General features: G+C 72.3%; 23 protein-coding genes and 1 pseudogene. 12 read left to right on the forward strand and 12 right to left on the reverse strand.

What is annotated here, in order from left to right; translation table 11 throughout:
* Positions 1-2: 2 nt before the first annotated feature.
* Entirely contained in the window at positions 3-980 is a 978-nt protein-coding gene (locus ACGF4F_RS13745; RefSeq protein WP_393077478.1) for a tRNA (adenine-N1)-methyltransferase, read from the reverse strand.
* Positions 977-2,128, reverse strand: coding sequence for a M50 family metallopeptidase (locus tag ACGF4F_RS13750; protein ID WP_393077669.1), 1,152 nt, complete (start codon positions 2,126-2,128; stop codon positions 977-979). Before ACGF4F_RS13750 ends, ACGF4F_RS13745 begins: the two co-directional genes overlap by 4 nt.
* Positions 2,129-2,200: 72 nt before the next feature.
* On the opposite strand from ACGF4F_RS13750, the gene ACGF4F_RS13755 reads away from it, so the two are divergent.
* The 5 genes from ACGF4F_RS13755 to ACGF4F_RS13775 all read left to right on the forward strand — a co-directional run bounded on the left by ACGF4F_RS13755 (position 2,201) and on the right by ACGF4F_RS13775 (position 8,690).
* Positions 2,201-3,109 carry a PD-(D/E)XK nuclease family protein gene (locus ACGF4F_RS13755; protein WP_357442462.1) on the forward strand — a complete coding sequence of 303 codons (909 nt, stop codon included), beginning with the start codon at positions 2,201-2,203 and terminating at the stop codon, positions 3,107-3,109.
* A gap of 76 nt (positions 3,110-3,185) precedes the next feature.
* Complete coding sequence (locus ACGF4F_RS13760) at positions 3,186-4,379, forward strand: sensor histidine kinase (RefSeq protein ID WP_357442460.1); 1,194 nt, start codon at positions 3,186-3,188, stop codon at positions 4,377-4,379.
* 37 nt (positions 4,380-4,416) lie between these two features.
* Positions 4,417-5,103, forward strand: a complete 687-nt coding sequence (locus tag ACGF4F_RS13765) for a response regulator transcription factor (protein ID WP_357442459.1) — start codon at positions 4,417-4,419, stop codon at positions 5,101-5,103.
* Between the two features lie 267 nt (positions 5,104-5,370).
* On the forward strand, positions 5,371-6,138 hold the full coding sequence (locus ACGF4F_RS13770) for an ABC transporter ATP-binding protein (RefSeq protein ID WP_357442457.1): 768 nt from the start codon (positions 5,371-5,373) through the stop codon (positions 6,136-6,138).
* Entirely contained in the window at positions 6,138-8,690 is a 2,553-nt protein-coding gene (locus ACGF4F_RS13775) for an FtsX-like permease family protein (RefSeq protein ID WP_357442454.1), read from the forward strand. The genes ACGF4F_RS13770 and ACGF4F_RS13775 overlap by 1 nt, the downstream gene beginning before the upstream one ends.
* A 52-nt stretch (positions 8,691-8,742) precedes the next feature.
* Here the strand turns inward: ACGF4F_RS13775 and ACGF4F_RS13780 are convergent, their stop codons facing one another.
* The 4 genes and pseudogenes from ACGF4F_RS13780 to ACGF4F_RS13795 form a co-directional block, all read right to left on the reverse strand.
* Positions 8,743-9,390 carry an HAD family phosphatase gene (locus tag ACGF4F_RS13780; protein WP_357442561.1) on the reverse strand — a complete coding sequence of 216 codons (648 nt, stop codon included), beginning with the start codon at positions 9,388-9,390 and terminating at the stop codon, positions 8,743-8,745.
* 161 nt (positions 9,391-9,551) lie between these two features.
* Positions 9,552-10,424, reverse strand: a complete 873-nt coding sequence (locus tag ACGF4F_RS13785) for an alpha/beta fold hydrolase (RefSeq protein ID WP_393077484.1) — start codon at positions 10,422-10,424, stop codon at positions 9,552-9,554.
* A 69-nt stretch (positions 10,425-10,493) separates the two neighbouring features.
* Positions 10,494-10,697 (reverse strand): annotated as a pseudogene (locus ACGF4F_RS13790) (hypothetical protein); the annotation flags it as partial.
* Positions 10,698-10,886: 189 nt separating this feature from the next.
* On the reverse strand, positions 10,887-11,099 hold the full coding sequence (locus ACGF4F_RS13795; RefSeq protein ID WP_393077487.1) for a hypothetical protein: 213 nt from the start codon (positions 11,097-11,099) through the stop codon (positions 10,887-10,889).
* Positions 11,100-11,281: 182 nt separating this feature from the next.
* Between ACGF4F_RS13795 and ACGF4F_RS13800 the strand changes: the two genes are divergently transcribed.
* Together ACGF4F_RS13800 and ACGF4F_RS13805 are read left to right on the forward strand one after the other, a co-directional pair.
* Complete coding sequence (locus ACGF4F_RS13800; protein WP_357442446.1) at positions 11,282-11,683, forward strand: YciI family protein; 402 nt, start codon at positions 11,282-11,284, stop codon at positions 11,681-11,683.
* A gap of 3 nt (positions 11,684-11,686) precedes the next feature.
* On the forward strand, positions 11,687-12,919 hold the full coding sequence (locus ACGF4F_RS13805) for an RNA polymerase sigma factor (protein ID WP_393077490.1): 1,233 nt from the start codon (positions 11,687-11,689) through the stop codon (positions 12,917-12,919).
* Positions 12,920-13,027: 108 nt separating this feature from the next.
* Here ACGF4F_RS13805 and ACGF4F_RS13810 read toward each other — a convergent pair whose 3' ends face one another.
* Positions 13,028-13,204 carry a hypothetical protein gene (locus ACGF4F_RS13810; RefSeq protein WP_357442442.1) on the reverse strand — a complete coding sequence of 59 codons (177 nt, stop codon included), beginning with the start codon at positions 13,202-13,204 and terminating at the stop codon, positions 13,028-13,030.
* Between the two features lie 319 nt (positions 13,205-13,523).
* Between ACGF4F_RS13810 and ACGF4F_RS13815 the strand changes: the two genes are divergently transcribed.
* Entirely contained in the window at positions 13,524-14,183 is a 660-nt protein-coding gene (locus ACGF4F_RS13815) for an HNH endonuclease family protein (RefSeq protein ID WP_393077493.1), read from the forward strand.
* Positions 14,184-14,223: 40 nt separating this feature from the next.
* Here the strand turns inward: ACGF4F_RS13815 and ACGF4F_RS13820 are convergent, their stop codons facing one another.
* Both ACGF4F_RS13820 and ACGF4F_RS13825 read right to left on the reverse strand, forming a co-directional pair.
* Positions 14,224-14,481: a hypothetical protein gene (locus ACGF4F_RS13820; protein WP_393077496.1), complete on the reverse strand. Its 258-nt coding sequence runs from the start codon at positions 14,479-14,481 to the stop codon at positions 14,224-14,226.
* A gap of 39 nt (positions 14,482-14,520) precedes the next feature.
* Positions 14,521-15,360, reverse strand: a complete 840-nt coding sequence (locus tag ACGF4F_RS13825) for an alpha/beta fold hydrolase (protein ID WP_393077499.1) — start codon at positions 15,358-15,360, stop codon at positions 14,521-14,523.
* A gap of 144 nt (positions 15,361-15,504) precedes the next feature.
* Between ACGF4F_RS13825 and ACGF4F_RS13830 the strand changes: the two genes are divergently transcribed.
* Positions 15,505-16,794, forward strand: a complete 1,290-nt coding sequence (locus ACGF4F_RS13830; protein WP_357442438.1) for a low temperature requirement protein A — start codon at positions 15,505-15,507, stop codon at positions 16,792-16,794.
* Positions 16,795-16,933: 139 nt separating this feature from the next.
* Here the strand turns inward: ACGF4F_RS13830 and metH are convergent, their stop codons facing one another.
* Positions 16,934-20,449, reverse strand: a complete 3,516-nt coding sequence (gene metH, locus ACGF4F_RS13835) for a methionine synthase (protein ID WP_357442436.1) — start codon at positions 20,447-20,449, stop codon at positions 16,934-16,936.
* Positions 20,450-20,761: 312 nt separating this feature from the next.
* On the opposite strand from metH, the gene ACGF4F_RS13840 reads away from it, so the two are divergent.
* Both ACGF4F_RS13840 and ACGF4F_RS13845 read left to right on the forward strand, forming a co-directional pair.
* Positions 20,762-21,631, forward strand: coding sequence for a PAC2 family protein (locus tag ACGF4F_RS13840; RefSeq protein WP_357442434.1), 870 nt, complete (start codon positions 20,762-20,764; stop codon positions 21,629-21,631).
* Positions 21,632-21,758: 127 nt separating this feature from the next.
* On the forward strand, positions 21,759-22,550 hold the full coding sequence (locus ACGF4F_RS13845) for a GntR family transcriptional regulator (RefSeq protein WP_393077503.1): 792 nt from the start codon (positions 21,759-21,761) through the stop codon (positions 22,548-22,550).
* 133 nt (positions 22,551-22,683) lie between these two features.
* On the opposite strand, the gene ACGF4F_RS13850 is transcribed toward ACGF4F_RS13845, so the two are convergent.
* A complete protein-coding gene (locus ACGF4F_RS13850; RefSeq protein ID WP_357442430.1) occupies positions 22,684-23,271 on the reverse strand; it encodes a CGNR zinc finger domain-containing protein in 588 nt (195 codons plus the stop codon).
* A 107-nt stretch (positions 23,272-23,378) separates the two neighbouring features.
* On the opposite strand from ACGF4F_RS13850, the gene ACGF4F_RS13855 reads away from it, so the two are divergent.
* Positions 23,379-24,674, forward strand: a complete 1,296-nt coding sequence (locus ACGF4F_RS13855; RefSeq protein WP_357442428.1) for an MFS transporter — start codon at positions 23,379-23,381, stop codon at positions 24,672-24,674.
* Between the two features lie 22 nt (positions 24,675-24,696).
* On the opposite strand, the gene mshC is transcribed toward ACGF4F_RS13855, so the two are convergent.
* The gene (gene mshC / locus ACGF4F_RS13860; RefSeq protein WP_357442426.1) at positions 24,697-25,935 is read right to left on the reverse strand and encodes a cysteine--1-D-myo-inosityl 2-amino-2-deoxy-alpha-D-glucopyranoside ligase; all 1,239 of its coding nucleotides are present in this window, start codon (positions 25,933-25,935) and stop codon (positions 24,697-24,699) included.
* Positions 25,936-25,939: the final 4 nt, after the last annotated feature.

Here is a 25,939-nt window from a genome sequence, read left to right on the forward strand (position 1 = left end):
GGTCACGCCTCGCCCGACTCCTGCTCCGGCCCGGCCGCCGCCTGCCGGGCCGCCTCCGCCTCGCGCAGGGCCTGCCGGCGCTGGACGTACGCCTCGGTGCCCTTGCTGGGCTTGCGGCGCCGCGGCGGGGCGGTGACCCCGGGGGCGAGCTTGCGCGCGGAGACCAGGAACGCGGTGTGCGCGATCATGCGGTGGTCGGGACGCACGGCCAGCCCTTCGGCGTGCCAATCCCGGACCAGGGACTCCCAGGCGCGCGGCTCGGTCCAGCCGCCACGCTCGCGCAGCGCCTCGACCAGCTCGGACAGCTGCGGGGTGGTGGCCACGTACCCGATGAGGACGCCGCCGGGGACGAGCGCCCGCTCGACCATGTCGAGCATCTCCCACGGGGTGAGCATGTCCAGGATGATCCGGTCGAAGCCGGTCTCCGGGCACTCGGCGACGTCGCCGACGTGCAGCCGCCAGGCCGGGTGCGGGCCGTTGAAGAACGCCTCGACGTTCCGCTCGGCGATCTTGGCGAAATCCTCCCGCAGCTCGAACGAGTGCAGCTCGCCCTCGGTACCGACCGCGCGCAGCAGCGAGCAGGACAGCGCGCCGGAGCCGGCGCCGGCCTCGAGGACCTTCGCACCGGGGAAGATGTCGCCCATCATGACGATCTGCGCCGCGTCCTTCGGGTAGATCACCTGGGCGCCGCGCGGCATGGACAGCACGTAGTCCGACAGCAGCGGCCGCAGGGCCAGGAACGCGGTGCCGCCGCCCGCGGTGGTGACCACACTGCCGTCGGGCAGACCGATCAGCGTGTCGTGCTTGAGGATCCCCCGGTGGGTGTGGAATTCCTTGCCGGGCTCCAGCGTCACGGTGTGCATCCGGCCCTTCGGGTCGGTCAGCTGCACCCGGTCACCGGGCCGGAACGGCCCCCGGTGCACGGGAGGCAGCGCCGCGGCGGCGGGGTCGGCCGGGACGGCGGAGGAATGTGCGGTCACGTGTTCGTCTTCCGTTTGGGTTCCAGGAGCTGAGCCAGATCCGCGATGTGCAGAACGCCGACGACATCTTCGCCTGCCGTCACCACGTACTGTGCGCCCGGGTGGGTGCGCACAATCTCCATCACGCGTTCGCCGTCCGCGCCCACCGGCAGGGCGGGCAGGGAGTCCAGGTCGCGGGAGACCGCGTCCACCGCCAGCCAGGGCTGCCGTTCCGGCGGTACGGCGGCGGCCCGGGCCGGGTCGACCAGGGCGACCGGCCGGCCGGCGGAGTCGACGACGGTGAGTGCCGCGTCGGGAACCGGTCCCTCGGCGCGGCGGCGCTGCGCCTCCGCCAGGGGGGTGCCGCGGGGCACGGGCAGCACCGGGCGGGCCAGCCGGGACAGGTCGACCAGCGGCAGGCGCCGGCTGATCCGGGCCATCCGGATGGACTGCCCGGCGCCGCGCCACAGGGTGACGGCGACCAGCAGCATCAGCGGCAGGGCCAGCGGCGCGATCGCCCGGCGCAGGGTGAGCAGGACGACCACAGCCAGGGTGGCGACGGCCACGGCCCGGCCGACCCAGCCGGCCACCTCGGTGCCGCGGTGCCGGTCCTGGGTGAGTGCCCAGACGGCGGCGCGCAGCGCCCGCCCGCCGTCCAGCGGCAGCCCGGGCAGGCTGTTGAACACCGCGACGATCACGTTGCTGACCGCCAACTGGAAGGCGAGCTGGTGGGCGATGGTGCCGGCGGGCAGCGCGAGGGTGGCCGCCACGGCGGCGGCGCCGAGCACCGCGGACACGGCCGGGCCGGCGAGGGAGACCAGCAGGTCGACCCGGGGGCTGGGGGCGTCCCGGTCCATCTCGGTGTACCCGCCGAGCAGTTCCAGGGTGATCCCGCGCACACCGATGCCGTACCGGCGGGCGGTCAGGGCGTGCCCGAGCTCGTGCAGCAGCACCGAACCGAGCAGGGAGACCACGAAGCCCAGGCCGACCAGCCAGCCGCCGAGGTGACCCACCTCGAGCTGCCGGCGGGCCAGGCTGGCGTACAGGACGGTGACGACCAGGGTGAGCAGGAGCATCGAGGCGTCCACGCGCAGCGGCACCCCGAACACCCGACCGATGGTCAGCCCGGGCCGGCGCGGTGGTCGGGACCTGTGCTCCACCGGGTCGATGCTACGCGGCGCCGATCATGCCCCGGTGCGGCGACGTCGGCCCTGTCACACCGGTGCCCTAACCTTCCGGGCATGACGGCGGAACCGGTGATCGACACGCACGACTCCCCGGCGGGGGCGCCATCCACGGTGCGGGCGTCGCTGTCGCCGTCGCGGGCGGCGGATTTCAAGACCTGCCCGCTGCTCTACCGGTTCCGCAGCATCGACCGGCTGCCCGAGCGTCCCACCGTCGAGCAGGCCCGGGGCACGCTGGTGCACGCGGTGCTGGAGCGGCTGTTCGACCTGCCGGCGGCGGCGCGTACCCCGCAATCGGCCGGTGACCTGGTCGCCCCGCAGTGGGACCGGCTGGTCACCGAGCAGCCGGAGCTGGCGACGCTGTTCGCCGCGGACGACACGGCGGGGGCGGCGGAATTCCTCCGTTCGGCCGCGGCGCTGCTGCAGGGCTACTTCGCGGTGGAGGACCCGCGCCGGCTGGAGCCGGCCGAGCGGGAGGCGTTGATCTCCGCGGTGGTCGACGATGAGCTGCTGATCCGCGGCTACCTGGACCGGCTCGACGTGGCTCCCGACGGCGCGTTGCGGGTGGTCGACTACAAGACCGGCGGGGCACCGCGGGAGGCGTTCGAGGCGCGGGCGCTGTTCCAGCTCAAGTTCTACGCCCTGGTGCTGTGGCGGACCCGCGGCGTGGTGCCGCGCGTGCTGCGGCTGCTCTACCTCAGAGACGCCGAGGTGTGCGACTACACCCCGGACGCGGAGGAGCTGCTCCGGTTCGAGCGCACGGTGGTGGCGCTCTGGCAGGCGATCGAGCAGGCCACCGCGCGGCAGGATTTCCGCCCCCGGCCGAGTCGGCTCTGCGACTGGTGCAGCCACCAGGCGCTGTGCCCCAGCTTCGGCGGGACCCCGCCGCCGTTCCCGGCCGCCGGCGCGGGTGACCCGCTGACCGACGCCCGGTCCCGGCCGGTCGCCCCCGGAGCGGACGAGTGACCCTCCTTCTCACGGAGGAGGCAGGGTTCGGCATCGGCGACGAGGGGGCGCGCCGGGCGGCGGCTAGCGTCGTGGCATGACCAACCGGGTGCGGGCCTGGGCCCGCCGTCGACCGCTGGCCGTCGACGCCGGCACGGCGGTCGCCCTGGTGCTGCTCTCCACGGTGTTGCTGCTGCTGGCGCCGCCCGAGCTGCGGCCCGCGCAGCTGTGGACGGCGCTGGGCTGGAACGCGGTGGGTGCGGTCCCGGTGGCGCTGCGCCGGGTCGCGCCATGGCCGGCGGTGGCCGCGGCGGTGGCCACCCTGGCCGTGCCGGTGCTGCTGCGGCAGGCGCCGGCCACCCAGAGCCTGACCTTCGTCGTGCTCACCTACACGATGGCCGCGCACCAGCGGCCGCGCCCGGCCACCCTGGCCGCGCTGCTGCTGTGGGTGCCGGTGGTGCTGGCCAACCTCGCCGCGCCGCTGAAGGGCGTGCTCGACATGGGCCCGGCGTACCTGGTCCTCAACAACCTGCTCACCGCGTCGGTGGCGTACGCGGTGGGCCGGGCGGTGCAGGCGCGCCGGCAGTCCACCCGGATGCTGCGCGAACGGGCCCGGATCGCCGAGGCGAACCAGCGGTCCCTCGCCGAGCAGGCCGTCGCCGACGAGCGGCGCCGGATCGCCCGGGAGCTGCACGACGTGGTCGCCCACCAGGTCAGCGTGATGGGGGTGCTGGCCACCGGAGCGCGCCGGGTGCTGCGCCGGGACCCGGACGCCGCGGACGAGGCGATGGCCACGGTCGAGGAGACCGGGCGGGCCACCCTGCGCGAGCTGCGCCGGCTGCTGGACGTGCTGCGCACCGACGCCGAACCGACCGCCGACCTGACCCCGCAGCCGGGCCTGACCGGCATCGAGGCCCTCGTCGAGCAGGTCCGGGAGGCGGGCCTGCCGGTGACGCTGCGGATCGACGGCACGCCGGGGCCGATGGAGGAGGGCGTGGCGCTGACCGTCTACCGGATCGTGCAGGAGGCCCTGACCAACGCGCTCAAGCATGCCGGCCGGGCCACCGCGCTGGTCCAGCTCACCGTCGCCGACGGCGTCCTGGCGGTGGAGGTCACCGACACCGGCCGGGGCCCGGCGCCAGCGGCCGACCGGATCGGGCACGGGCTGGTCGGCATGCGGGAACGGGTCGCCCTCTACGGTGGGATCCTGCGGACCGGTCCGCGACCGGGCGGCGGCTTCCGGGTGTACGCGCGGATCCCGCTCGAGTCCGCCGGGGCGGTACCGGCATGACCGTTCCCGGCCCGGCCGGCACGACGAGGGATGACGGATGACCGACAGCACGGCGCAGCCACGACCGGTGCGGATCCTGCTCGCCGACGACCAGCCGCTGCTGCGTACCGGCTTCCGGATGGTGCTCGGCACCGAGGACGACCTGGACATCGTGGCCGAGGCCGGCGACGGGCTGGAGGCGGTGGAGCTGTCCCGCCGGCTGCTGCCCGACGTGGTGCTGATGGACATCCGGATGCCGCGGATGGACGGGGTGGCGGCGACCCGGGCGATCGTGGACGCCCGGCTGCCGGTGCGCGTGCTCATCCTCACCACCTTCGACCTGGACGAGTACGTGGTCGGCGCGTTGCGGGCCGGGGCGAGCGGCTTCCTGGCCAAGGACGTACCGGCGGAGGATCTGGTCACCGCGATCCGGACGGTGGCCGCCGGGGAGGCGGTGGTGGCCCCCCGGATCCTGCGGCGGCTGCTGGACCGCTTCGCCGACGCGCTGCCCGACCCGGCGGCCGCCCCGCCGAAGGCCCTCAACTCGCTGACCGAGCGCGAGCGGGAGGTGCTGGTGCAGATGGCCCGCGGGCTGTCCAACGCGGAGATCGCCCGGGCCTTGTCGGTCAGCGAAACCACCATCAAGACCCACGTCGGGCACGTGCTGACCAAACTGGGGCTGCGGGACCGGGTGCAGGCGGTGGTGCTGGCGTACGAGACGGGGCTGGTGCGCCCGGGCGGCTGAGTGTTCCGACCGGGTGGCGACCGTCACCTACCGTGACCATCGTCCGGCCGGCAGGGTTGAGCGTGACGTGGCGTCAGGTCCTATCGTCGGCGCCGTCGGATCAGGGGTGACCCTGAGCCGGTCTCGGGGGCGACCCTCAGCGAGATTTCCGGCGCCGGCTCCCCCCGGAGTCGGACGGATCCGCCACCGGCGGCACCGAGGATGGAACTGCCGCACTGACCAGCGGGGGCGGTGCGGATCGGCAGGCAGACGGAAGAGGTAGATGACGTGACCGCGATGGTAGGCCGGCAGGCGCAGGCCGCGGCCCGGGCCAGCGACGTGTGGAAGGTGTACGGCAGCGGCGAGGCGCAGGTCATCGCGCTGCGGGGGGTGAGCGCCGAGTTCGAGCGGGGCCGGTTCACCGCGATCATGGGCCCGTCCGGCTCCGGCAAGTCGACGCTGATGCACTGCCTGGCCGGCCTGGACTCGGTGACCAGGGGCACGGTCGCGATCGGCGACACGACGGTGACCGGCCTCAACGACGCCGGGCTGACGAAGCTGCGCCGCGACAAGGTGGGCTTCATCTTCCAGCAGTTCAACCTGCTGCCCACGCTCACCGCGCAGGAGAACATCCTGCTGCCGTTGTCGATCGCCGGCCGCAAGCCGGACCCGGCCTGGTACCAGACGGTGATCGACACGGTCGGCCTGCGGGACCGGCTCGGGCACCGGCCGGCGCAGCTTTCCGGCGGCCAGCAGCAGCGGGTGGCGTGCGCCCGGGCGCTGGTCGCCCGCCCCGAGGTGATCTTCGCCGACGAGCCGACCGGCAACCTGGACTCCCGCTCGGGCGCCGAGGTGCTGAACTTCCTGCGCAACTCGGTCCGCGAGCACGGCCAGACCATCGTGATGGTGACCCACGACCCGACCGCCGCCGCGTACGCCGACCGGGTGGTGTTCCTCGCCGACGGGCAGATCGTCTCGGAGTTGATCGAGCCGACCGCCGACACCGTGCTGGACACGATGAAGAAGCTCGACACCCCGGCCGAGGTGAACGGCTGATGATCCGGGCCACACTGAAGAGCCTGCTGGCCCGGAAGCTGCGGCTGTTCCTCTCCGGCCTGGCGGTCGTGCTGGGGGTGATGTTCGTCTCCGGCGCGTTCGTGCTGACCGACACCCTCGGCCGCACCTTCGACGCGATCTTCGCCGACGCGTACGAGGGGGTGGACGTCAACGTCGCCGCCAAGCCGAAGATCGCGGTGTCGGAGATGGAGGGCGAGCAGACGGCGGCGCCGGTGCCGGCGGCGACGGTGGACAAGGTCCGCGCGGTGCCCGGGGTGGCCACGGCCACCGGCGTGGTCGCCGCCGACGGGGCCCGCCTGATCGGCAGCAACGGCAAGGCGGTCGCCTCGTTCGGCCCGCCGCAGCTGGGCGAGAACTGGACCGGCGAGTCCGAGCAGCTGCGACTGCGCGAGGGGCACGAGCCGCGCGCCGACGACGAGATCGTCATCAACCAGGGCCTGGCGACCGCGGGCAAGGTGAAGCTCGGCGACCGGGTCGGGGTGCTCACCCCCCTCGAGCCGAAGCAGGACTTCACCATCGTCGGGATCTTCGGTTACAGCGGCGGCCGCGACTCGATCGGCGGCAGCAACGAGATCATGTTCACCACCCCGACGGCACAGCGGCTGATGCTGGGCGAGCCGAACACCTTCAACAGCGTGACGGTCAAGGCCGCCGGCGGGGTCACCGACGAGTCGCTGCGCGACGCGGTGGCCGCCGCCGTGGGTGACGGATACGTGGTCAAGACCGGCGAGCAGCTGTCCACCGAGGCCGCGCAGGGCTTCAAGGAGGCGCTGTCCTTCTTCAACCGGATCCTGCTCGGCTTCGCGGCGGTGGCGCTGCTGGTCGGCACGTTCCTGATCCTCAACACCTTCTCGATCATCGTCGCGCAGCGGACCCGGGAGCTGGCCCTGATGCGGGCCGTCGGGGCGAGCCGCCGGCAGATCATCGGCTCGGTGGTGCTGGAGGCCATCGCGGTGGGCCTGATCGCCTCGGTGTTCGGCCTGGCCGCCGGCATCGGCATCGGCGCGCTGCTGGCGTGGGCGTTCGGCAACCTGGCCGGCGGGCTCACCCTGGCCGGAATCGGCGTGCCGGCGGCGGCGGTGATCGGCGCGTTCGCCGTCGGCCTGGTGATCACCGTGGTGGCGGCGCTGCTGCCGGCGCTGCGCGCGTCCCGGATCCCGCCGATCGCGGCGATGCAGGACGTGGCCACCCCCGACCGGCCGCTGACCCGGATCACGGTGGCCGGCGCGCTGGTCACCGCGGTCGGCGCCGCGCTGCTCTTCCTCGGGCTCAGCGGCAACGCCGGCGGCAACACCCTGGCCACCATCCTGGGCGGCGTGCTCTTCGCCTTCATCGGCGTGGCGCTGCTGACCCCGTTGATCAGCCGCCCGGTGGTCTCCCTGCTGGGCGCGATCTTCGCCTGGTCGGTGCCGGGGAAGCTGGGGCGGCTCAACTCCGGGCGCAACCCCCGCCGTACGGCGATCACGGCCGCCGCGCTGATGGTCGGCATCGCCCTGGTCACCGGGGTCACGGTGATCCTCGACTCGGCGAAGGGCAGCATCAGCGCCCTGGCGAAGGACACCATCAAGGCCGAGCTGGTGATCGCCGGATCGCAGAGCGGCCCACGACCGCCGAGCTTCGACCCGGCGGTGCTGGACAAGGCGGCCGCGCTGCCCGGCGTGCAGCTGGTCGACGGCGAGTACGGCGACATGGCCATGGTCAACGGCCAACGGACCTGGGTGGCCGCGTCCAGCAACGTGGCCGCGCTGGAGCGCATCTTCGGGGCGAAGCCCACCGCCGGTGACATCAGCCGGCTGGGCCCGGACCAGATGCTGTTCAGCTCCGACACCGCCAAGTCCCGCGGCGTCTCGGTCGGCTCGACCGTGAACGTGCAGCTGTCCCGCGGCGAGGCCCGCAGCTACACGGTCAGCGGCATCTACCAGAGCTCACAGTTCACCAACCCGGTGGTGCTGCCGCCGCAGGCGGCCCGCGACTTCGCCATCCCGCAGCCGATCCAGGGCTACCTGCAACTCGCCCCGGGCACCCGGGTGGCCGACGTCCAGCCGCAGGTGGAACGGCTGCTCGCGGACTCCCCCGAGGTGTCGGTGGCCGACCGGGACGCGTTCATCAAGCAGCAGACCGGCTCGCTCGACGGGCTGCTCCAGATGATCCAGATCCTGCTGGCGCTGGCCATCGTGATCGCGGTGCTCGGCATCGTGAACACCCTGGCGCTGTCCGTGCTGGAACGCACCCGGGAGCTGGGGCTGCTGCGGGCGATCGGGCTACGCCGAGCGCAGACCATGCGCATGATCACCGTAGAGGCGGTGGTGATCTCGGTGTTCGGCGCGCTGCTGGGCGTCGTCGTCGGCAGCGGCCTCGGCGCCGCCGTGGTCCGGGCGCTGAAGGACGAGGGGATCAACGACCTGATCCTGCCCTGGGGGCAGATCGGGGTCATGCTCGGCCTGGCCGCGATCATCGGGGTGGTCGCCGCGGTCCTGCCGGCGATCCGGGCCGCCCGGATCAACGTGCTGGGCGCCATCGCCCACGAGTGAGCCCACCCCGGAGGGCCCCCTGCCCGGCAGGGGGCCCTCCGCCGGGTCCGGATCAGACCGGCGGTTCGCCGAGCAGCGCCGCGAGCAGCTCCAGGTCCGCCCCGGTCAGGCTCTCCAACTGGTGTACGCCGTCGGTCTGCGGCAGCGGCACCTCCGCCGGCACGGCCAGCACGGCCGCCCCGGCGGCCAGCGCGCTGGCCACCCCGGTCGCGGAGTCCTCGATCGCCACGCACCGCGCGATCGGCACGCCGAGCAGCCGCGCGGCGGTCAGGTACGGCTCCGGGTGCGGCTTGACCGAGTCCACCTCGTCACCGCAGACCACCGCGTCGAAGCTGTCCCGGCCGAGGGTGTCCATGGCCACCTCGACCAACGGCCGGACGCTGGAGGTGACCAGCGCGGTGGGGATCCCCGCCGCGCGGACCGCGCGCAGCAGCGCCAGCGCACCCGGGCGCCACTGCAGCCCGCTGCGGAACAGCTCCAGGATCCGCGCGTTGATCCACTCGGCGCTGGCCTGCGGGTCCCGCTCCGGCTGACCGAGGTCGTCGTGCAGGATCCGCATCGACGCGGCCATGCTGGTGCCGACCATGCTCTTGCGGGCGGTGTCGGAGAGGGTCCCCCCGTACACGGCCGCGAGTTCCTGCAACGCGACGTCCCACAGCTTCTCGCTGTCGACCAGGGTGCCGTCCATGTCGAAGAGCACGGCGGCGGGGTGCTTGCTGCTCAGCGGGGGCCTCCTCGGGTCGGACGGCGGCTGGCCTCGATCCTGCCAGCCGGGGCGCCCGGAGCAGCGATCCGGGCCGGCCGGGGGTGATCCGGATGACGCCGCCGGAGTCACCGGCCGGTCGGGGTCAGCGCGAACGGCTACGGGTGCACGCGGCCGAGAAAGTCACGCATCAGGGACACCACCTCGGCGAGGTGCGTCTCCAGCAGCCAGTGCCCACCGTCGAGCAGGTGCAGTTCCGCGTCCGGCAGGTCCCGCAGGTAGGCGCGCGCGGCGCCCGCCGGCATGTATCCGTCGTGCGGCCCCCAGACGACGAGGGTGGGTGGCTGGTGCTCCCGCAGATACGCCTGCTGGCGCGGGAACCACTGCACGGTGGTGCGCTGGTCGGCGAGCAGGCGTACGAGGTTCGCCGGCCCGGGCGGCCGGCCCACCTGAGCCCAGGACAGCGTCCACAGGTCGGGACTGATCCGTTCGGCGATCTCCTCGGGCACCTCGCCGATGAACTCGTCGCGAAAGCCCTGCTCGGAGACGTGCGCGGCCACTTCGGCCAGGGCGGACGGGCTGGGATCGGCCCACATCTTCTTCAGCGGCGCGTACTTCGGCCCATGCTGGTCCTCGTAGATGTCGCCGTTCTGGATCACCAGCGCGGCCACCCGTTCCGGCGCGCTGATGGCCAGCCGCAGCCCGAACTGTGAGCCGAAATCGTGCAGGTAGATCGCGTAGCGCCGCAGGCCGAGCGCCTCGGTGAAGCGGCGCAGGAAGCTGGCGTACGCGTCGAAGGTGAAACGGAAGCCGTCGGCATCGGCCCGGGTGTATCCGAAGCCCGGCAGGTCGGGGGCGAGCAGACGCCACCGGTCGCCGAGCGCCGGCATGAGGTTGCGGAACTGGAAGGACGACGACGGGTAGCCGTGCGGGAGCAGCACCACGGGACCGTCCGCCGGCCCGGCTTCCCGGTAGAAGGTACGGATGCCGTTGACGTCGACCGTGCGGTGCGCGACGGGGACGGCGCTCATTCCGGCTGGGTACCCCCCGTCGGACCCGGACAAACCCGGCACAGTCCGGGTACCCCCCGCCGAACCCGTTCAGCCGAGACCGCAGGCGTCGAGGGAGTTCTCGTAGCCGCGGAAGAACGAGTCGGTGCGCTGCTCGGCGGTGCCGTGCGAGCCCTCGGCGAACCACGGCTGATCCGGATCGTCACCGACCGCCAGCAGCCCATCCCGGAACTCGTCCAGGTCACCCTCGTCCAGGGTCAGCGTCCCGGAGCGCACCGCGGCCACCAGAAGCGCGGCCAGCGGTCCCCGACGTCGACCTGCCGCCTGCTGCCCCACCCCTCGCCTCCCCAGCTGAGTCCCGGGACGCGCAGTACCCCGACCGCGCGCCGATGATGCCCACCCCGTGAGCTACGCGCCCCCGCCGGCGACCGTTCAGCCCGGCGTGCACCAGCAACGCCTGCTGCGGGTCGAACTGGACCACGTTCAGCCGGTGAAGCCGTGGCCGCCCCGGTTCCACGCGTCGCTCTGCGCGTGCTCCCGCTCGGCCGCCCGCCGATGACTGTCCGCCCGCGCTGCCCGCACCACCGCCGGGTCGTCGTCGGCGCTGCGGCGGCGGCGGTCCCGCCAGCCGACGTACGCGAACAACGCCGCCACCAATGCCGCCACCGCCCCCAGGGTCACCAACACCGCCATCATGACCGCCACGGTAGGACGGCCGCGCCCGTCAACGCTGCCCCGTGCGGGGCCGAACCAATCGGCGGCTCTGCTGATCCGGCCGGCCGGGTTCACCCGCCCCTAGGCTGGTGTCCGGGGCGGCGCCCCAGCTCCGACGTCCCGGGTGACCGGCGCCCGCGAGGCGCCTCCCGAGAGGAGATACCGTGAAGTACCTGATCATGCTCTACGGCAGCCAGCAGGACTACGACACCCTGGCCGGGCGGCCGGGCGACCGGCCGCCGATGAGCCCCGAGCAGATCGCGGCGATGCACGCCCACATGGTGAGCATCCACAAGGAGCTGGCCGAGTCCGGGGAACTGGTCGACGCGCAGGGGCTGACCGCCCCGGTGCACGCCCGCCGGGTCCGGCTGCGCGGCGGTGCGCCCGTGGTCACCGACGGCCCGTACGCCGAGACGCAGGAGGTCCTCGCCGGCTACACCCTGGTCGAATGCGCCAGCTTCGACCGGGCCACCGAGATCGCCGCCCGGTTCGTCAACCCCGACGGCGAGGGCGAGTACGTCGACGTACGCCCGATCGTGGACGGCTTCGAGGACCTTCAGGGCTGACCGGTGGCCGACGACAGCGTCGAGGACCTGCTGCGCGCCCTGGCACCGCAGGTCCTCGGCGCGCTCGTACGCCGGTACGGGCACTTCGACACCGCCGAGGACGCCACCCAGGAGGCGCTGCTCGCGGCCGCCACCCGCTGGCCCGACTCCGGCCTGCCCGACGACCCGAAGGCGTGGCTGATCACGGTCGCGTCCCGCCGGCTGACCGACCTGCTCCGCGCCGAACAGGCCCGGCGCCGCCGCGAGGACAGCGTCGCCCGCCAGGTCCCGGCCGACCGGTGGCTGGCACCGCCCGCCGACCGGCCGCCGGACAACGCCGACGACTCGCTGATCCTGCTCTTCCTGTGCTGCCACCCGTCGCTGCCGCCGGCCGGGCAGATCGCACTCACCCTGCGGGCGGTCGGCGGGCTCAGCACCGCCGAGGTGGCCCGGGCGTTCCTGGTGCCGGAGGCCACCATGACCCGGCGGATCACCCGGGCCAAGCAGCGCATCCGGGACAGCGGGCTGCCGTTCGCCCTGCCCGCCGGGCAGGAGCGGGCCGCCCGGCTCGACGCCGTGCTGCACGTGCTCTACCTGATCTTCAACGAGGGGTACGCGAGCACCGCCGGCGAGCAGCTGCACCGCACCGATCTGCGCGCCGAGGCGATCCGGCTGGCCCGGCTGCTGCACCGCCTCACCGACGACCCGGAGGCGACCGGGCTGCTGGCGTTGATGTTGCTCACCGACGCGCGTACCCCGGCGCGCACCGGACCGGACGGCACGCTGGTGCCAATGGCCGAGCAGGATCGGCGCCGCTGGCGCGGTGAGCAGATCGCCGAGGGGATCCGCCTGGTCGGCGCGGCGCTGCCCCGGGGCGCGGTCGGGGCGTACCAACTCCAGGCGGCGATCGCCGCCCTGCACGACGAGGCGCCCAGCGTCGCGGCCACCGACTGGCCGCAGATCGTCGCCCTGTACGAGATGCTGCTGGCCCTGCACGACAACCCGGTGGTCCGGCTCAACCACGCGGTCGCGGTGGCCATGGCCCGCGGGCCCCGGGCCGGGCTGGCGCTGCTCGACGCGCTCGACGCCGATCGCCGGGTCGCCGAGGACCCCCGCCGGTACGCCGCCCGCGCGCACCTGCTCGAACTGGCCGGGGAGACGGACGCGGCGCGGCAGGCGTACCTGGCGGCGGCCCGCCGCTCGATGAACCTGGCCCAGCAGCGCTACCTGCACGCCCGCGCCGCCCGGCTGGGCTGACCGAAGGTCGCCGTACCCCTCCGGGAACCTGTCCGACCCGACCGGCCGGCGGCGGATCACGCGCCGCCAGGTCGGCGGTCATCCGCCGACCTGGGGTGCGGCCCGGTCTCAGTCGAGGCCGCGCATGATGTGTGGCTCTCCGTCGTCGTCGCCGAAACAGCGGTGCAGCACCTGGGCCTGGGCCCACAGGTCGAGGCTGCTCGGCGGTTCCTCGGGAGAGTCGGCTGGCACGCCGACGATCGTGGGCGTGGCCGGCCGAACCTTGACTGGCGTTTCGTCGGCCATCGTCGTCCCCTTCCCTCGTCACCTTATCCTCGCCAGGGCCTCCCGGCGCCCGCATCTTTCGGCCTGTTCAGGTGTCCGAGCGTTCAAGTCCGCATACCCTCGGCCGGCTGTTCGACACCGGGACACGGCGGCCGCCCCGGCCAGCCTCCGCGCGGGCGGTGGAGGGCGGTTGGAGCCGCGGTCGACCCGGCGGCTTCCACGATGGGCGCGGCGGGCAGGGTACGCCCGACGCTCATCCGCCGTTCACGGAAATTGATCTAGACCGTTACTTCCATGCGTGTCTATATAGAGGCAGTCATTCCCCTCCGGACGGAGCATCATGAACCGCACCCTGCGCGCGACGGCCATCAGCCTCGTCGCGACCGTGGCCGCCACCCTCGGCCTCACCCAGCCCGCCTGGGCGGCCAGCTACTCGGCGCCGCTCACCACCGCGGTGGCCAGCCTCCCGGTCGCCACCGAGGTCCGCACCGGCTACAACCGCGACCTGTTCCCCCACTGGATCGACGCCGACGGCAACGGCTGCAACACCCGCAACGAGGTCCTGATCGCCGAGGCCACCACCAAGCCCACCAAGGGCTCAGGCTGCTCCCTGTCCGGCGGCCGCTGGTACTCCTACTACGACAACGCATACTGGACCCTCACCAGCGACCTCGACATCGACCACATGGTCCCCCTCGCCGAGGCCTGGGACTCCGGCGCCCGCAACTGGACCACCAGCCGCCGCCAGACGTACGCCAACGACCTCGGCGACTCCCGCGCCCTGGCCGCCGTCACCGACAACGTCAACCAGGCCAAGGGCGACCAGGACCCGGCGACCTGGATGCCTCCGTACGCCTCCGCCCGCTGCCGGTACATCAACGAGTGGGTCGCCGTGAAGATCCGCTGGCGGCTGACCGTCGACAGCGCGGAGAAGAGCGCCCTGACCAGCTGGGCGAACAGCTGCCCCAACAGCACCATCTCGGTCACCTACGCGTACTGACCGCGTCGCTTGCGGGCCGGCCCACCCACGGGCCGGCCCGTCAGGCGGTCCAACCGAGCCACGCGCCACCGGCCGAGACCACCGCCAGCCAGATCAGCACCGCCGCCAACGGCACCAACGGCACGAACACCGGCCGCCGACGCAGCAGCCGGATCGCCACCGCCAGGAGCACCACCCAGACCACCAGCAGCCCGGCGAGCGCCCAACCCGGCACCACCAAGCCACTCGCCGCGTACCAGAACCCGACGGCCAGGTGTCCGGCCAGCCCGAACCACCCGACCACCTGTGTCATCCGCACCCGTCCATGATGCGGCCCCGGAGCGTGGCCACGGGTCCGTCAGCCGGCCAGGAACGCCTCCACCGACGCCGCGAAGGCCGCCGGGTCGTCAACCCAGGGAAAGTGGCCGCCCTCCGGCTGGACCACCAGCTCGTGGCTGCGCAAGAGCGTGGCGAGCTGCCGCACCGCGGCCGCGGTCGGCCAGATGTCGTGCTCGCCGGCCAGGAGCAGGGTGGGAGCGGTGAACTCCGCCAGCCGCGCGGGCAGCGCCGGGTCGGGTGCGAACCCCGCGTAGAACCCGTCCGTGGCGGCCGGGGCGAACTGAGCGGGTTCGGCCGCGGCCTGCGCCTGGGCCGCGGGACTCCACCTGCCGTACAACAGCGGGGCCGCCTCCCACCGGTACCGCTGCTGCTCCTCCGGCGTCGTCGGCTCGGCGTGCAACGCCGCCACCGCGGTGGCGTGCCACGGCTCGTGCGCCCGCGCGGCGAGCACCCGGTCGACGTCGAGGTCCGACGGCAAGCCGACCACCCGCAACGACGGAGCGACCAGCACCAGATGATCAAGCCGCGCGGGATGCCGAGCGGCATAGAGCAGGCAGATCCCGCCGCTCGCGGAATGCCCGAACAGGTCCATCCGGTCGAGGCCCAGGTGCTGGCGCAGCGCTTCCACGTCATCGACGAGGCGGTCGACCCGATAGGTGGTGGGATCGGCGGGAACACCCGACGCGCCGGTGCCCCGGTTGTCCAACAGGATCAGGGTACGGCTGCGGGTGAGCCCGCCCAGCTCGCCCAGGTATTCCACCGTCTGGCCGGGGCCACCCGGAATGCACACCAACGGAGGCCCGGAGCCGACAACTCGGTACGCCAGTTCCGTGCCGTCCCAAGACGTGAAGCTCTCCATTGCGACGATCCTGCCAGTCGCCGCGGGCACCGCTGCCGCGTCCCTGGCTCAGTCGGCCGGACAGGCCGTTGCCTGGTTGGGAGAACACGACGCTGGGCGCGGCAGCAGACCTCGCTGGCGGTCAGGCCCTTCAGCCATCGGGAGGTGCGTCTGATCCGTGGGCGACACGGCGACGTGGTACGACTGCTTCAGCGAGAAGCCGACGAAGCGGGCGGGCCGGTGACGACGAACAGAGTGGCCAATCTGCTGCGCAAGCGTGGGAGTCCGCAGCGGCCGACCTTCCTGGAACTGTTCTTCGATCTGGTGTACGTCTTCGCGCTCACCCGGATCGTGAACGAGTTGGTGCTGGACTACACCACCGGCCGCGTCGCCGAGACGTTGACCACCACCCTTTCGGAAAACGGCGAGACTCTGCTGCTGTTCCTGGCCATCTGGTGGATCTGGACCCAGACGGCGTGGATGACCAGCCGGTTCGACCCGTTGCAGCCGGCGATCCAGTTCGTTGTCCTCGCGACGATGCTCGGGAGCCTGTTCCTGGCGGTCGCGATATCCGGGGCTCTCGCCGAGACCGGTCTGCTCTTCGCGAGCACGTACGTGGCGATCCAGGTGGGCCGCACCCTCTTCTTCGTACTCACCTTGCGGGGCCATGATCTGCGCCGCGTCAACATGCTGGCGCTCGTCTGGTTCGGCGCGTCGGCCGTACCGTGGCTCGCCGGAGCTTTCGCACCGGAGCTGACGCGCAATTTGCTGTGGCTGCTGGCCTTGGCGATCGACTACCTGGGGGGCGTACTCGGCTGGCCGGTACCGGGGCTGGGGCGTGCGCGGGTGTCCCCGTGGGCCGTCGCGGGCGAGCACCTGGCCGAACGCTACTGGCTGTTCGTCATCGTCGCGCTTGGTGAGACGATCCTGACCACCGGATCGACTCTTCTGCACGGTCCGATCGTGGCTGAACGAATATCGGCCCTTGTACTGTCGTTCGTCACCACGGTGTTGCTGTGGCGGATCTACTTCTACCGAGCCGGCCAGATCTTGGGCGAGGCCATCGCGGCATCCGCCGATCCCGGCCGGCTCGGTCGGTCGGCCGAGCTCTCCCACCTGCTCATGGTGGCTGGCATCGTCGCCACCTCAGCCGGTTCCGAGCTCGTCCTCAACGATCCATCCGGACACGCCAAACCGGCCTGGGTCGGCGCCATCCTCGGCGGGCCCGCGCTCTACCTCGCCGGGCGCGCAGTATTCGAGCACGTGGCCTTCGCCCGCGTGTCCCGGCCACGACTGATCGGGATCGTCGTACTTGCGGCCGTAGCGCCCGTGATGGTCGGCCTGCCGCCACTCGGGGTCGCCGCAGCAGCTGCCGCCGTCCTGCTCGGCGTCGCCGTCTCGGACATGATCCGAGCCCACGGACGCCCACTGGAACAGGCCTCGCCGCCCCGCTGACGCATGCCCGTCGGCCCACCAAGTCGGAGTCGATCTAGGGCAAACTCGTGTGCTCGGAGATCACCTGACGGCAATATGCCACCGGACCGGATGCTGGTGAGGGACGGGGTTGAAGTGCAGGTCAGACCAGTTGCCTCGACTATTTGGCGTTGAAGTAGTTGGCCTCCGGGTGGTGCACCACGATCGCGTCCGTGGCCTGCTCCGGCACCAGCTGGAACTCCTCCGACAACTGCACGCCGATCCGGTCCGCGCCCAGCAGCTCCACGATCTTCGCCCGGTCCTCCAGGTCCGGACAGGCCGGGTAGCCGAACGCGTACCGGCAGCCGCGGTAGTCGGTGCGCAGCAGGCCGGCCAGGTCCGCCGGGTCGTCGTCGGCCACCGTACGCCCGCTCGGCAGGGTCAACTCGGACCGGATCCGCCGGTGCCAGTACTCGGCGAGGGCCTCGGTGAGCTGCACGGACAGGCCGTGCACCTCCAGGTAGTCGCGGTACTCGTTGCCGGCGAACATCTTCGCCGTGTACTCGCTGATCGGCTGCCCGACGGTGACCAGCTGCAACGCCACCACGTCCAGCTCCTCGCCCTTCGGCCGGAAGAAGTCGGCCAGGCACAGCCGCCGCTCCTGCCGCTGCCGTGGGAACGAGAACCGGGCCCGCTCGCTGTGCCCGTTCTCGTCCAGCACCACCAGGTCGTTGCCCTCCGCGTACGCCGGGAAGTAGCCGTACACCACGGCCGCCTCGAGCACCTGGTCGGCGATCAGCCGGTCCAGCCAGTACCGCAGCCGCGGCCGGCCCTCCGTCTCCACCAGCTCCTCGTACGACGGGCCCTTGCCGCCTCGGGCGCCCCGCAGCCCCCACTGGCCGAGGAAGGTGGCCCGCTCGTCGAGCAGTGCCGCGTAGTCGGCCAGCGGCAGCCCCTTGACCACCCGGGTGCCGAAGAAGGGCGGCTTCGGCACCTCCACGTCAACGGCCACGTCGGAGCGGACCGAGGCGTCGTCCAGCTCGGGCAGCGCCTCCCGCACCATCGCCCGCTGCCGCTCCCGCCGCTCCCGGCGGGCCGCCAGGGCCGCCTCCCGCTCCGGGTCGACCATCGGCGCGCCGCCCCGCTTGGCCGTCATCACCCGGTCCATCAGCGACAACCCTTCGAAGGCGTCCCGGGCGTAGTGCACCTGCCCCGGGAACATCGACCGCAGGTCGTCCTCCACGTACGCGCGGGTGAGCGCCGCCCCGCCGAGCAGGACCGGCCACCGCTCCGCCACCCCGCGCGCGGCCATCTCGGCCAGGTTCTCCTTCATGATGACCGTGCTCTTGACCAGCAGGCCGGACATGCCGATCGCGTCGGCCCGGTGCTGCTCGGCGGCGTCCAGGATCGCGTTGATCGGCTGCTTGATGCCGATGTTGACGACCTCGTAGCCGTTGTTGGACAGGATGATGTCCACCAGGTTCTTGCCGATGTCGTGCACGTCGCCCTTGACGGTGGCGAGCACGATGCGCCCCTTGCCGTCGTCGTCGGTCTTCTCCATGTGCGGCTCCAGGTATGCCACCGCGGTCTTCATCACCTCGGCGGACTGGAGCACGAACGGCAGCTGCATCTGGCCGGAACCGAACAGCTCACCGACCACCTTCATGCCGTCGAGCAGCAGATCGTTGATGATCGACAGCGGCGAGCGCCCCTCGGCCATGGCCGTGTCGAGGTCGGCCTCCAGGCCGTTGCGCTCGCCGTCGATGATCCGCCGCTTGAGCCGCTCGTCCAGCGGCAGCGCGGCCAACTCCTCGGCCCGGGTGGCGCGCGCCGACGCCGCGTCGACGCCTTCGAAGATCTCGATGAACCGCTGCACCGGGTCGTAGCCCTCCCGGCGGCGGTCGTAGATCAGGTCGAGCGCCACCTCGCGCTGCTCGTCTGGGATCTTCGACATCGGCAGGATCTTGCTGGCGTGCACGATCGCCGAGGTCAGCCCGGCCTCCGCGCACTGGTGCAGGAAGACCGAGTTGAGCACCTGCCGGGCGGCCGGGTTCAGCCCGAAGGAGACGTTGGAGATGCCGAGGGTGAAGTTTACCCCCGGATACCGGGCGGCGATCTCCCGGATCGCCTCGATCGTCTCGATGCCGTCGCGGCGGGTTTCCTCCTGACCGGTGGCGATCGGGAAGGTCAGCGCGTCGATGAGGATGTCCTCCCGGCGCAGCCCCCACCGGCCGGTCAGGTCCTCGATCAGCCGGACCGCGACGCGTACCTTCCAGTCCCTGGTGCGGGCCTGGCCCTCCTCGTCGATGAGCAGGGCGACGACGGCGGCGCCGTGCTCCTTGACCACCGGCATGACCCGGGCGTAGCGGGACTCGGGGCCGTCGCCGTCCTCGAAGTTGACGGAGTTGACCACGCAGCGCCCGCCGAGCATCTCCAGCCCGGCCTCGATCACCGGGGGCTCGGTGGAGTCCAGCATGATCGGCAGCGTGGAGGCGGTGGCGAACCGGCCGGCCAGCTCCCGCATGTCCTGCGTGCCGTCCCGGCCGACGTAGTCGACGCAGAGGTCCAGCAGGTGCGAGCCGTCCCGGGCCTGGCCGCGGGCGATCTCCACGCATGCCTGCCAGTCGCCGGCCAGCATCGCCTCCCGGAACGCCTTGGAGCCGTTGGCGTTGGTCCGCTCCCCCACCATCAGGACGCTGGCGTCCTGGGCGAACGGCACGTGGTGGTAGATGGACGAGACGCCCGCCTCCGGCCGCGGCTCCCGGGCCACCGGCCGTCTCCCGCGCAGCCGCTCCACCAGCACCCGGATGTGCTCCGGGGTGCTGCCGCAGCAGCCGCCGACCAGGGACACGCCGTACTCGGCGACGAACTGCTCCAGGGCGTCGGCCATCTCCACCGGCGTCAGCGGGAAGTACGCGCCCTCCGCGGTCAGCACGGGCAGACCGGCGTTCGGCATCACCGACAGCGGGATCCGCGAGTGCTGGGACAGGTAGCGCAGGTGCTCACCCATCTCCGCCGGGCCGGTCGAGCAGTTGAGCCCGATCAGGTCCACCCCGAGCGGCTCGATCGCGGTCAGCGCCGCCCCGATCTCGCTGCCCAGCAGCATCGTGCCGGTGGTCTCGACGGCGACGTGGCAGATGATCGGCACCTGTCGCCCGAGCTCGGCCATCGCCCGCTTCGACCCGATCACCGCGGCCTTGACCTGGAGCAGGTCCTGGCAGGTCTCCACGATGAGCGCGTCCGCCCCGCCGACGATCAGGCCGGCCGCGTTTTCCTGGTACGCGTCCCGCAGCGACGCGTACGCGGCGTGGCCGAGGGTGGGCAGCTTGGTGCCGGGGCCGATCGAGCCGAGCACGAAGCGGGGCTGGTCCGGCGTCGCGTACGCGTCGGCGGCCTCCCGGGCCAGCCGCGCCCCCGCCTCGGACAGCTCCCGGATCCGGCCGGCGATGCCGTACTCGGCGAGGTTCGGCAGGTTGGCGCCGAAGGTGTTCGTCTCGACGCAGTCCGCGCCGGCCGCCAGGTACGCCTCGTGCACGCCGCGGACGACGTCCGGCCGGGTGACGTTGAGGATTTCGTTGCAGCCCTCGAGGCCGTCGAAGTCGTCCAGGGTCAGGTCGGCCGCCTGGAGCATGGTCCCCATCGCCCCGTCGGCGATGAGGATCCGGTCCGCCAGCACATCGAGCAACGAAGTCCGCACAGAGCCAGGTTAGTGCGCTATGTCGGCACGGGGATATCGCAACCGTGCCTTCCCACATACTGTCAGCGGGATCACCCGTCCCTTTAATCCGCTTCGGCCGGGTTGGTCACCCCGGCGGACCGGCGCGGCCGACGGGCCGCAACCCGCGCCGACACGTAGGCTGGCGGACGTGAAGGACAACAGGGACGCGACCGTGCGACGGCTCCAGGTCGCGGCGCGGCGTCAGACGCGCCGAGCTGGAGTTGTCGCAGGCGGGCGGACGTCCGGGCGACGGCCCGACACCGCTCCCGGCGAGCAGGGTGAGGTGGCGGCGTGACCGAGTTCGACGGACTGCCCGTGCTGCGGTCCCCGGTCGCCATCGCGGCCTTCGAGGGATGGAACGACGCCGCGGACGCCTCGACCGCCGCCGTGGAGCACCTGGAGCAGGTCTGGCAGGCCCGGCAGGTGGCCGAGCTGGACCCGGAGGACTTCTACGACTTCCAGGTGAGCCGGCCGACCATCACCATGGCCGACGGGGAGACGCGCCGGGTGGAGTGGCCCACCACGCGCTTCATGGTGGCCAGCCCGCCCGGCACCGAGCGGGACGTGGTGCTGGTCCGTGGCATCGAGCCGAGCATGCGCTGGCGTACCTTCTGCGAGCAGGTCCTCGAGATCTGCCACAGCCTGGAGGTCGAGCGCGTGGTGCTGCTCGGCGCGCTGCTGGCCGACGTGCCGTACACCCGGCCGCTGCCGATCAGCGGCAGCGCGTCGGACGCGGACGCCGCCAAGCGCTACCAGTTGACCCCCACCCGCTACGACGGGCCGACCGGCATCGTCGGGGTGCTGCACGATGCCTGCACCCGGGCCGAGGTCGATGCGGTGTCGTTCTGGGTGCACGTCCCCCACTACGCCAACAACCCGCCCTGCCCCAAGGCCACCCTCGCGCTGCTGCACCGGGTCGAGGAGGTGCTCGACCTGCCGGTGCCGATGGCCGACCTGGCCGAGGAGGCCGCCGAGTGGGAGCAGCGGGTGCGCAGCGCCGCCGAGCAGGACGCGGAGCTGGGCGAGTACGTCCGCGAGTTGGAGGAACGGGTCGGCGACGCCGGCATCACCCCGCTCACCGGTGACGAGATCGCCCAGGAGTTCGAGAAGTACCTGCGCCGCCGCGGCGGCTCCGCCGGCCCGACCGCCGGCTCCTGGTAGCCGCTCCCTGATCAAGCCCGCCGGGCCCCGGACACCACGTCCGGGGCCGGTTTTTCCGCGTGTCCGGGGTGGCGTGGTCACCTCCGCTAGGACAACCTAGGAACCTAGCTGTGATGAGGAGGCGGGCATGCAGATCAACCCGGGAGCGGCCGAGTTCCCGCACCGGCAGATCGCCGCGCAGCTCAAGGCCCAGGTCCGCCGCGGCGACTGGGGGCCCGGTGAGCGGCTGCCGTCCATCCCGGCCATCGCCGAGATGTTCGGCGTCGCGAAACAGACGGTGCAGCGCGCCGTCGACCAGCTGCGGGTCGAGGGCATCCTGATCACCAAACCCGGCTCCGGTACGTACGTCCGGGGCACCCGGCGCCGGCTCAACCGGCTCTCCCGCGGCCGGTACGGCGGCTTCCGCGGCTACCACACCGACCTCGCCGCCCGATACCGGCAGCAGCTCGTCTCGGTCGGCCCGGCCCCCGCCCCGCCCGAGGTGGCCGACGCGTTCGGGGTGCCCGACGGCACCGAACTGCTCTGCCGGCGGCACCTGGTCCGCACCGACGAGTCGCCGGTCGAGGTGGGTGCCTCCTGGTTTCTGCCGACCGACACCGCGGGCACCTCGCTGGAGCAGGCCGAGGCGTTCGGCCGCCCGCTCTACCAGGAGGCCGAGGATGCCACCGGCCGCAGGTACGTCACCGCGACCGATACGATCAGCGCCCGGCAGCCCAGCCGGGAGGAGGCGGAGACCCTGCAGATCCGCCCGGACACCCCCGTGCTGCACCTGCTGCACGTCGCCTACGACGAGCGGCGCAAGCCGATCGAGGTGGCACAGGCGACGTGGCCCGGCCCGATGACCACCCTCACCGAGGAGTACAAGATCCCGGCCCCGGCCGAGCAACCCGACCCGGACCCTGGGCTCGTCCTCGGCTGACCGCCCGCCGGCCCCCCGCAGTCCTGCTGGGAGATGCACGGAACGAGTGGTTGTCCGCGGCGAAACAGCCACACGTTCCGGCGGGAAAGAGGGGCCGCCGGTGGCGGCTGGTCCGCCACGCGGACGCGAAGGCCTAGGGCTGGCTCTTCGCCTTCTGTCGGGCATAGTAGGCGCGGGCGCGGTTGCGGTCGCCACAGTCCTTCGTGTTGCACCAGCGGCGGTTCCGCCGCGGTGATGTGTCGAGGTAAACCCAGCCGCACTTGGCGTCTTCGCACTGGTGAAGGCGGTCGAGGTCGTCGCGCTGGGTGAGAGCCACGAGCCCGCGGACGATGCGATTGCTGGGCAGGCGGAGGTCGATTTCCCGGTCTCGCCATTGCCAGCGGTCGCCCGTGCGGACCAGGTCGGCTGCGGCGATCGCCGCCCGGTACATGCCCGCGAGGTCTGCGGCGGCTTCGGGGTCATCATCGAAGAGAGCTGCGTAGACCTTCTCGCGCGCTTCGATGACCTGTTGTCGTTCCCGCTCGGCCCAGACGTCGTCCCGGCCGGCGAGGTCGCGCAGGGCCACGGCCTCGTCTCCGCTGATCAGGTCGGACTCGACGCACCAGTCGACGACGTCGGAGAAGGTCTTCAGCTTCTCGGTGCGGTCGCACCCGCCGAGGCGCCAGTCAACGGTGTTCACCAGGTCGAGCATGCGGTCGCCCGCGATGTGACCGAACCTCACCACCAGCTCCTCTCATGGCCAAAAGCATTATTGCATGTGAGACAGCCTCCTGGCATGCTCATTCCCAATCGGCCAATCACCCATGAGAAACCACCAGGAGACTGATCGTGCCTGCCGCCGCCCCACGCACACCGTTCACTGCGCTGTGGGCGTCCCAAGCCTCCTCAAACCTCGCCGACGGGCTGCTGCAGGCCGCGGCACCGCTGCTCGTCGCCACGCTGACCCGTGACCCGCTCGTGGTGGCGGGCATGACGGTGGTGCAGTTCCTGCCTTGGCTGGTCGCCACCCTCCCCGCCGGCGCGATCGCCGACCGGATGGACAGACGCCGGATACTTACCGCTGGTAACTGGCTGCGCGCGGCCGCGTTCGCGCTGCTCGCCGTGGCCTTGGCGAACGGATGGCGCCACGTCGCACTGCTCTACGCCGCAGTGTTCCTGGCTGGTTGCGCCGAGACGATGGTCGACAACGCCGCACTGACCATCCCACCCCGTCTCGTGCCACGCGAGCAGCTCGAGCGCGCCAACGGCCGGTTGTTCGCGACCCAGTCCGTCATCAACACCTTCATCGGTCCGCCTGCCGGAGCGGCGTTGTTCGCGCTGGCAGCATCAGCGGCCTTCTACACCGGCGCGGCCGCGTTCGCGCTCGCCGGCCTGGCAGCTCTGCTGCTGCCCGCGCTGCGCCCCACCAGCGAGGAACAGGAGGGCCGCCGCTCGACCCCGACCACAATCACCCAGGACATCCGCTCCGGATGGGCCCACTTCTGGCGCCACGACCTGCTGCGCCGAGTCGCGTTCATCTCGGCGGCAATCAACTTCTTCAGCTCGGCCACCGGCGGGGTGCTCGTTCTGCTGATCACCGGTCCGTACCAAATGCCCATGTCGCGCTACGGCCTGTTCGTCGCCGTTCCCGCCGCCGGTGCGATCGTCGGCTCGCTACTCGCCGGACACGTCGTGCCCCGCATCGGCGGCGGCCCCACCACCTGGCTCGCCGCCCTCACCCCGGCCGCCAGCTACGCCATCCTCGGCCTGGGTCACCACACACCCCTCGCCCTTGCCGGCATGTTCTGCGCCGCCATTGCCACCTCGCTGAACCAGATCGTCGTCAGCACCCTGCGCCAAGCAGCAGTCCCCGACGAACTCCTCGGCCGCGTCACCGCCGCCTACCGCCTGATCGTCCTGGGTGTCGTCCCCCTCGGAGCCCTCGCCGGCGGCTTGCTCGGACGCAGCCTGGGGATCCGCGCCCCCTTCATCGCCGCAGCCCTCGGACTCGTGCTCGCCGCGCTCCTGCTCGCCTCCCGGGTCACCACCCAAGCCCTCCGTGACGCCGAAACAACCCATCACGACGAAGCGAAACGTCAGGCCGCGGGCTACGCCTTCACGGGTCCGCCTACTTCACGCGATTGACCAACGTCCCCGATCAGTGCACCTAGAGGCGGATACCCAGGAGGGCGTCGACGGTGTCCGCGAAGAGCTTCGGGGCGGCTGCGTCGTCGGCGACCCCGGCCAGGGCCTGCGCGGCCCAGGCGTCCGCCACGGCCAGGGCGCCGGGCGTGTCCAGGTCGTCGGCGAGGCGGGCGCGCACCCCGGCCAGCAGCTCGTCCCCAGCCGGCCCGGCCGGCAAGGCGGCGGCCCGCCGCCAGCGGGCCAGCCGCTCCTGCGCCGCGGCGAGCAGCTCGTCGGTCCACGAACGGTCGGTGCGGTAGTGCCCGCTCATCAGGGCCAGCCGGACGGCCATCGGGTCGACCCGGTCCGCCCGCAGCCGGGACACGAAGACCAGGTTGCCCTGGGACTTCGACATCTTCTCCCCGTTTAGGCCGATCATGCCGGCGTGCACGTAGTGGTCGGCGAACGGCGCCTGGCCGGTCAACCGCTCGGCGTGCGCCGCCGAGCACTCGTGATGCGGGAAGAGCAGGTCGTTGCCGCCGCCCTGCACGGCGATCCGGTCACCGAGCAGGTTCAGCGCGATCACCGTGCACTCGATGTGCCAGCCGGGGCGCCCGGCGCCGAGCTCACCGCCCGGCCAGGACGGTTCGCCCTCCCGGGCCCCGCGCCACAGCAGCGGGTCCAGCGGGTCCCGCTTACCGGCCCGGTCCGGGTCGCCGCCACGCTCCGGGAAGATCTCCAGCATCTGCTCCCGGGAGAGGTTCGACTCGTAGCCGAACTCGGGGGCCGCGCTGAGGTCGAAGTAGACGTCGCCGGTGCCGTCGTCGAGCCGGTAGGCCGCGCCGTCCTTGAGCAGCACCAGGACCTTCTCGGCGATGTCCGGGATCGACTCGACCGCGCCGACGTAGTGCTCCGGCGGGATGATCCGCAGCGCCTCCATGTCCTCCCGGAACAGGGCGGTCTCCCGCATGGCCAGGACCTTCCAGTCCTCGCCGTCGCGCTCGGCCCGCTCCAGCAGCGGGTCGTCGATGTCGGTGACGTTCTGCACGTACCGCACGGACAGGCCGGCGTCCCGCCACATCCGCTGCACCAGGTCGAAGGCGATCATGGTGGCCGCGTGCCCGAGGTGGGTGGCGTCGTACGGGGTGATGCCGCAGACGTACATCGAGGCGACCCCGTCGGGCTCACTGGAGTGGACACCTTGCCGCGCCGAGTCGTACAACCCCAGTGGCTGGCCCTTGCCCGGCAGCCGTGGCACCTCGTGTCCCACCCAAGACTCCATGACC

The organism is Micromonospora sp. NPDC047740 (assembly GCF_043204735.1).
GTDB lineage: Bacteria > Actinomycetota > Actinomycetes > Mycobacteriales > Micromonosporaceae > Micromonospora.